This is a genomic window from Roseovarius halophilus (ex Wu et al. 2025) (genome assembly GCF_047086965.1).
Genome location: NZ_JBKOTX010000267.1, coordinates 1 through 6,231, shown reverse-complemented (window position 1 = coordinate 6,231; position 6,231 = coordinate 1). Strand labels below are relative to the sequence as shown.

The following is a 6,231-nucleotide window of genomic DNA, read 5'->3' as shown; positions in this document are numbered from 1 at the left end:
GAGCCTTGTTCTTGGACCGTCAGTGACGGTTCTTGCAAAATCGTTTCCAGTTCAAAAACCCGGCGCCGAGACGGCGGGGCGTCCCGCGAACGCCGGCACCACCGGGTATTTTGACCGAGAAGAAACCCGGGGGTCGGGACGTCATCCCCGCGGCGCAAGCCGGGTGCCGTCATGTACGCGCCCTGCCCTGAAGGTCAGCGGCTCGCGCGGACTGTCGGCCTTGTCGTCTCGGGCGTCAGGCATGATGACGGACAAGGACTCACCGGCGCATTTCGGACTTTCATTTTCCTGCCCGGATCACTATATGCGTGCGAGTTCCCCGACAACGGTAACCCGTTCCGGCCCGGCCGGGACAGCCGATTCAGGCGACGGGGAAAATATGCGTGAAGGAGACGTGAGAGATGGCGAAACCGATCATGGCCAAGGCGACGGCCGTCTGGCTGGTTGACAACACGACGATCAGCTTCAAGCAGATCGCCGATTTCGTCGGCATGCACGAGCTCGAGATCCAGGGCATCGCCGACGGCGACGTGGCCGCCGGGGTCAAGGGCTTCGACCCCGTGGCCAACAACCAGCTGACGCAGGACGAGATCGACCGCGCGCAGGCCGACCCGGGTCACCGGATACAGCTCAAGCACAACCCGGCGGCCATGGGCGAGGAAAAGCGCCGCGGCCCGCGGTACACGCCGCTGTCGAAGCGGCAGGACCGGCCGAACGCCATCCTGTGGCTGGTGAAGTTCCATCCGGAACTCGCCGACAGCCAGATCGCCCGGCTGGTGGGCACGACCAAGCCGACCATCCAGTCGATCCGCGACCGGACGCACTGGAACATCTCCAGCATGCAGCCCATCGACCCGGTCGCGCTTGGCCTGTGCAAGCAGGGGGAACTGGACGTCGCCGTTCAGAAGGCCGCCGCCAAGAAGGCCAAGGAAGGCGAGGCGATGAACGACGACGAGCGCCGCAAGCTGCTGAGCACCGAACAGAGCCTCGAAGGCGACGCGGAGCCGCGCATCCCGACCGCCATCGAGGGGCTGGAAACCTTCAGCCTCGGCGGTGAGGACGACAGCGAAGACGCGGAAGAGATCGACGCCGACAGTTTCTTCGACCTGCCCGCCGACTCGGACGACGAGGACGAGGACGACACGCAGCGCTGAATACGCGGCCGGGTCGCGGCACGCCGCGTCCCGGGGGCCCGCGGTGTCAGAGCGCCTTGCGCGCCGTGAGGGCGGCGGTGATGGTGCCGTCGTCGAGGTAATCCAGCTCCCCGCCCACCGGCACGCCTTGCGCCAGCGAGCTGAGCGTGACACGCCCGTCAAGCTGGTCGGCGATATAATGCGCGGTCGTCTGCCCGTCCACGGTGGCGCCAAGCGCGAGGATCACCTCGCTCACGCCCTCGGTCGCCACCCGCTCCACCAGCATCGGGATCCGCAGCTCGTCGGGCCCGACCTGGTCGAGCGCCGACAGCGTGCCGCCCAGCACGTGGTAGCGCCCGCCGAAGACCCCCGCGCGCTCCATCGCCCAGAGGTCTGCCACGTCCTCGACCACGCAGATCTGCCCGTTGGCCCGCCCCTCGGCGGCGCAGATCCCGCAGGTTTCGGTCGTGCCGATATTGCCGCAGGTCGTGCATTCGCGCGCGGTCGCGGCGACCTTCTCCATCAGCCCGGCAAGCGGCACCAGCTTGAGTTCCCGCTTGGCCACGAGGTGCAGCACCGCGCGCCGGGCCGAGCGCGGCCCGAGGCCGGGCAGCTTGGCCATCGCCTCGATCAGGGCGTCGATGTCGCGATCCGAGGACATTCAGGCGACCGTTCCACGCGTTGTGCGGGGCGGGGCGCCGGACCGGCCCCGCGCGTTGCCCCGCGATATTTCGAGCCGGGAAAGGATCAGAACGGCAGGTCCATGTCCTTGGGCAGGCCCATGCCCTCGGTGATCTTGCCCATCTCCTCTTGAGCGCGGTCATTGGCCTTGGCCTGCGCGTCCTTGATGGCGGCAAGAATCAGGTCCTCGACCACTTCCTTGTCGTCGGCATTGAAGATCGACGGGTCGATGTCGAGCGATTTGAGCTCGCCCTTGGCGCTGCAGGTCGCCTTGACGAGCCCGGTGCCGGATTCGCCCTCCACCATGATGTTGTGCATCTCTTCCTGCAGGCCGGCCATCTTTTCCTGCATTTCCTGGGCGGCCTTCATCATCTTGGCCATGTCGCCCATCTGGCCCAATCCCTTGAACATCCCAATCTCCGCTGTTTCCGGGTCGCTTGGTCCCTAGATACGTGCGGTGACGGGCCGGGACAAGCCGTGACATGCGCGGTGGCCCGTGCCATCTGGCGAGGGCGCGGCAATGCGGGGTTTTCCCGCTGCCCCATATCCGCTAAAGCCCTCCTGACCCGAGGAAAAGCGGACCGGAGCGCATGAAATTCACGATTTCCTGGCTGAAAGACCATCTTGAAACCGAGGCCACGGTGGCCGAGATCGCCGAGACGCTGACCGACCTGGGGCTGGAGGTCGAAGAGGTGCACGACCCCGCCGCCCGGCTGGGCGCGTTCACGATCGGCAAGGTGCTGGCGGCCGAGAAGCATCCCGACGCCGACCGGCTGCGCGTCTGCCGCGTGGCCACCGACGAGGGCGAGAAGCAGATCATCTGCGGCGCCCCCAATGCGCGCGAGGGGATCACCGTGGTCGTGGCCAAGCCGGGCGTCTACGTGCCCGGCATCGACACGACGATCGGCGTGGGCAAGATCCGCGGGGTCGAGAGCTGCGGGATGATGTGCTCGGAACGCGAGATGGAGCTGTCGGAAGAACATGACGGCATCATCGAGCTGCCCTCGGGCACGGTGGGCGCGCCGTTCGCCGACTGGCTGGCGGTCAACGATCCGGCCAAGGTCGACCCCGTGATCGAGATCGCCATCACCCCCAACAGGCCCGACGCCCTTGGCGTGCGGGGCATCGCGCGCGACCTTGCGGCGCGCGGGCTGGGCACCATGAAACCCGCCCCCGAGGCACAGATCGACGCGCGGGTCCCCTGCCCCGTCAACGTCACCATCGACGCGGACACGCGCGCGCAGGGCTGCGAGGTCTTCGCCGGCCGACTGATCCGCGGCGTGACGAACGGCCCCAGCCCGCAATGGCTGCAGGACAGGCTGCGCGCCATCGGCCTGCGTCCGATCTCGGCGCTGGTGGACATCACCAATTTCTTCACCTTCGATCGAAACCGTCCGCTGCACGTCTTCGACGCGGACAAGGTGCAGGGCGATCTGCGCGTGCACCGCACCAAGGGCGGCGAGACGCTGGTCGGCCTCGACGAGAAGGAATACACGTTCGAGCCCGGGCAGGTCGTGATTTCCGACGACGCGGCCATCGAGAGCATCGGCGGCATCATGGGCGGGCTGGCCACCGGCTGCACCGAAGAAACGACCAGTGTCTTCCTCGAAGCCGCCGTGTGGGATCACATCCAGATCGCGCATACGGGCCGCGCGCTCAAGATCAACTCCGACGCCCGCTACCGCAACGAACGCGGCATCGACCCGGCCTTCAACATGACGGGCCTCGACCTTGCCACGCGGATGATCCTCGATCTCTGCGGCGGGGAGCCGTCGGAACGCGTCGTCGCGGGCGAGGTGCCGGATACCTCCCGCGCCTACCGGCTCGACCCGGCGCGGGTGCAGTCTCTGGTGGGCATGGACATTCCCGAGGCCGAGCAACGCCAGACATTGACCGCCCTTGGCTTCGCGCTGGACGGCGACATGGCGCATGTTCCCAGCTGGCGGCCCGACATCATGGGCGAGGCCGACCTGGTGGAAGAGGTGGCCCGCGTCGCCTCGCTGACGAAACTCCGGGGGCGGCCGCTGCCGCGCGCGCATGACGGCGTGCCCAAGCCCGTCCTCAGCCCGCTCCAGAAGCGCGAGCAGGTCGCGCGCCGGACCGTCGCCGCGCTCGGCTACAACGAGTGCGTGACCTACAGTTTCATCGACCAAGCCGCCGCAACGGCCTTCGGGGGCGGGGACGCGGCCAGCATGCTGGCCAACCCGATCAGCTCGGAGATGAGCCACATGCGCCCCGATTTGCTGCCGGGGCTTCTGCAGGCCGCCGCGCGCAACCAGGCCCGGGGCATGGCCGACATGGCCCTGTTCGAGGTGGGCCACGCCTTCCACGGGGGCGAACCGGGCGAGCAGCACCTGCAGGTCGCCGGGCTTCTGGTGGGACGGACCGGCCCCAAGGACGTGCACGGGCAGTCGCGCGCCGTCGACGTCTACGACGCCAAGGCCGATGCCGAGGCGCTTCTGTCGGCGATGGGCGCGCCCGCCAAGGTCCAGATCCTGCGCGACGGGCCGGGCTGGTGGCACCCGGGCCGGCATGGCCGCGTCTGCCTCGGGCCGAAGAAAGTGCTGGGCATTTTCGGGGAGATTCACCCCAAGGTGCTCAGGTCGCTGGACGTGAAAGGCCCCGCCATGGCCTTCACCCTTTTCCCCGAGGAGATCCCGCAACCCCGCAAGAGCGGCGCGTCGCGCGGGGCGCTCGGGGTCAGTGACCTGCAGGCGGTCGAACGCGATTTCGCCTTCGTCGTGGATAGCGGGGTGGAGGCGCTGACGCTGGTCAACGCGGCCGCCGGGGCCGACAAGGCGCTGATCGACGACGTGCGCGTCTTCGACGAATTCATCGGCGGCAACCTTGGCGAGGGCAAGAAGAGCCTCGCGATCACGGTGCGCCTGCAACCCACCGAGAAAACACTGAAGGACGCCGATATCGACGCGATCTCGACAAGGATCGTGGACAAGGTCGAGAAAGCCACCGGCGGGGTGCTGCGCGGCTAGGGCCGCCTGCCGGCCCGCAGTTTTTCACGGCCGCGGATCCACGCGGCGCGTGGCAGCCAACAAAGGAGGACGGGAATGACCCTGAACGTATATCTTAGCGGCGAAATCCACACCGACTGGCGCGACGAGATCATCGCGGCGTGCAAGGGGCTGGACGTGACCTTCAACAGCCCCGTCACCGATCACGGCGCCTCCGACGATTGCGGCGTGGCGATCCTCGGCGCCGAGGCCGACAAGTACTGGCACGATCACAAGGGCGCGATGGTCAACGCGATACGCACCCGCAAGGGCATCGCGGATGCCGACGTGGTGGTCGTGCGCTTCGGTGACAAGTACAAGCAATGGAACGCGGCCTTCGACGCGGGCTATGCCAGCGCCCTCGGCAAGTCACTCATCATCCTGCAACCGCCCGAGCATGATCACGCGCTCAAGGAGGTGGACGCCGCCGCGCTTGCCGTCGCGCGCGACCCGGCACAGGTGGCGCAGGTTCTGCGCTACACCCTCGAAGGCACCCTGCCGGGCTGAGGCCGCCGGGGCGCCGCCGGCGCCCCTTCAGATATCCTTCATCAGGCGCAGCGCGTCGTGGATGGCGGCGTGGGTGTTGCGCGACGACACCGCGTCGCCGATCCGGTAAAGGCGGAACCCCGCCGGCCCTCCGCCCAGCGTCTGCGGCACCCCCGCGACCAGCGCCTCGTAATCCACCGCGCCAAGGTTCTGCGACAGCGGCTTGAGGTCGAAATACAGGTCGTCCAGCGGCGCGCTGCCGTTGTTCACCACGACCTGGTCCACTTGCCGTTCCTGCACGGCATCCGAGTAATCCGACCCGATCCGCGCCCGCAACCGGTTACCATCGCGCGCCACGCCCGTCAGCCGCCATGTCACGGTAAAGGTCACGTCCCGCGCCTGCAGGGCCCGGATGAACGGCACGAAGGTGATGCCCGACACGTCGCCCGACGCGCCCTGATCGGGGCTCATCAGCTCGACCGTGGCCCCGCTGTCGGCCAGTTTCTCGGCGGCCTGGAGCGCGGCGTAATCGCCCACCTCGTCGAAAAGCAGCACGTTCTCGCCCGGCTTGGCGTCCCCCGACAGGATGTCCCATGCCGAGACGGTCAGAGCCTCGCCCGCCTCCAGCGTCGCGGGCCGGGCCAGCCCGCCCGTCGCCACGATCACCACGTCCGGGTCGGTGTCCAGTACCTCCGCGCGCTCGGCCATCGTGTTGAACCGGAACGTGACGCCGCGCGCCTCGCATTGCGCCATGCGCCAGTCGATCACGCCGATCATGTCACGGCGCAGCGCGCTCTGCGCCGTCAGCCGCACCTGTCCGCCCGTGAAATACTGAGGTTGATGACGCGGGTTGCGCCAAGGAAGAAGTGGCGCTTCTTGTTGATTTTGTCTCTGCGCTTTTTGACATCGCGAGTATCTGAAGA

6 protein-coding genes are annotated in these 6,231 nt (G+C 67.8%); 3 read left to right on the top strand and 3 right to left on the bottom strand.

Annotation, left to right across the window (positions count from 1 at the left end):
- Positions 1-401 precede the first annotated feature (401 nt).
- On the top strand, positions 402-1,154 hold the full coding sequence (locus ACH107_RS29100) for a DUF1013 domain-containing protein (RefSeq protein ID WP_412509211.1): 753 nt from the start codon (positions 402-404) through the stop codon (positions 1,152-1,154).
- 46 nt (positions 1,155-1,200) lie between these two features.
- On the opposite strand, the gene recR is transcribed toward ACH107_RS29100, so the two are convergent.
- Both recR and ACH107_RS29090 read right to left on the bottom strand, forming a co-directional pair.
- Positions 1,201-1,794 carry a recombination mediator RecR gene (gene recR / locus ACH107_RS29095; RefSeq protein WP_412509210.1) on the bottom strand — a complete coding sequence of 198 codons (594 nt, stop codon included), beginning with the start codon at positions 1,792-1,794 and terminating at the stop codon, positions 1,201-1,203.
- Positions 1,795-1,880: 86 nt separating this feature from the next.
- Complete coding sequence (locus ACH107_RS29090; RefSeq protein WP_412509209.1) at positions 1,881-2,225, bottom strand: YbaB/EbfC family nucleoid-associated protein; 345 nt, start codon at positions 2,223-2,225, stop codon at positions 1,881-1,883.
- A gap of 179 nt (positions 2,226-2,404) precedes the next feature.
- On the opposite strand from ACH107_RS29090, the gene pheT reads away from it, so the two are divergent.
- On the top strand, positions 2,405-4,804 hold the full coding sequence (gene pheT, locus ACH107_RS29085; protein WP_412509208.1) for a phenylalanine--tRNA ligase subunit beta: 2,400 nt from the start codon (positions 2,405-2,407) through the stop codon (positions 4,802-4,804).
- Positions 4,805-4,879: 75 nt separating this feature from the next.
- Positions 4,880-5,329 carry a YtoQ family protein gene (locus ACH107_RS29080; RefSeq protein ID WP_412509207.1) on the top strand — a complete coding sequence of 150 codons (450 nt, stop codon included), beginning with the start codon at positions 4,880-4,882 and terminating at the stop codon, positions 5,327-5,329.
- A 27-nt stretch (positions 5,330-5,356) separates the two neighbouring features.
- Here the strand turns inward: ACH107_RS29080 and ACH107_RS29075 are convergent, their stop codons facing one another.
- On the bottom strand, positions 5,357-6,121 hold the full coding sequence (locus ACH107_RS29075) for an NADH-dependent oxidase (protein ID WP_412509206.1): 765 nt from the start codon (positions 6,119-6,121) through the stop codon (positions 5,357-5,359).
- Between the last annotated feature and the right edge of the window lie 110 nt (positions 6,122-6,231).

Excerpts from the sequence above, each read along its gene's own strand:
- ACH107_RS29100 (WP_412509211.1), top strand. The coding sequence starts at position 402 with ATGGCGAAACCGATCATGGCCAAGGCGACGGCCGTCTGGCTGGTTGAC.
- recR (WP_412509210.1), bottom strand. The coding sequence starts at position 1,794 with ATGTCCTCGGATCGCGACATCGACGCCCTGATCGAGGCGATGGCCAAG.
- ACH107_RS29090 (WP_412509209.1), bottom strand. The coding sequence starts at position 2,225 with ATGTTCAAGGGATTGGGCCAGATGGGCGACATGGCCAAGATGATGAAG.
- pheT (WP_412509208.1), top strand. The coding sequence starts at position 2,405 with ATGAAATTCACGATTTCCTGGCTGAAAGACCATCTTGAAACCGAGGCC.
- ACH107_RS29080 (WP_412509207.1), top strand. The coding sequence starts at position 4,880 with ATGACCCTGAACGTATATCTTAGCGGCGAAATCCACACCGACTGGCGC.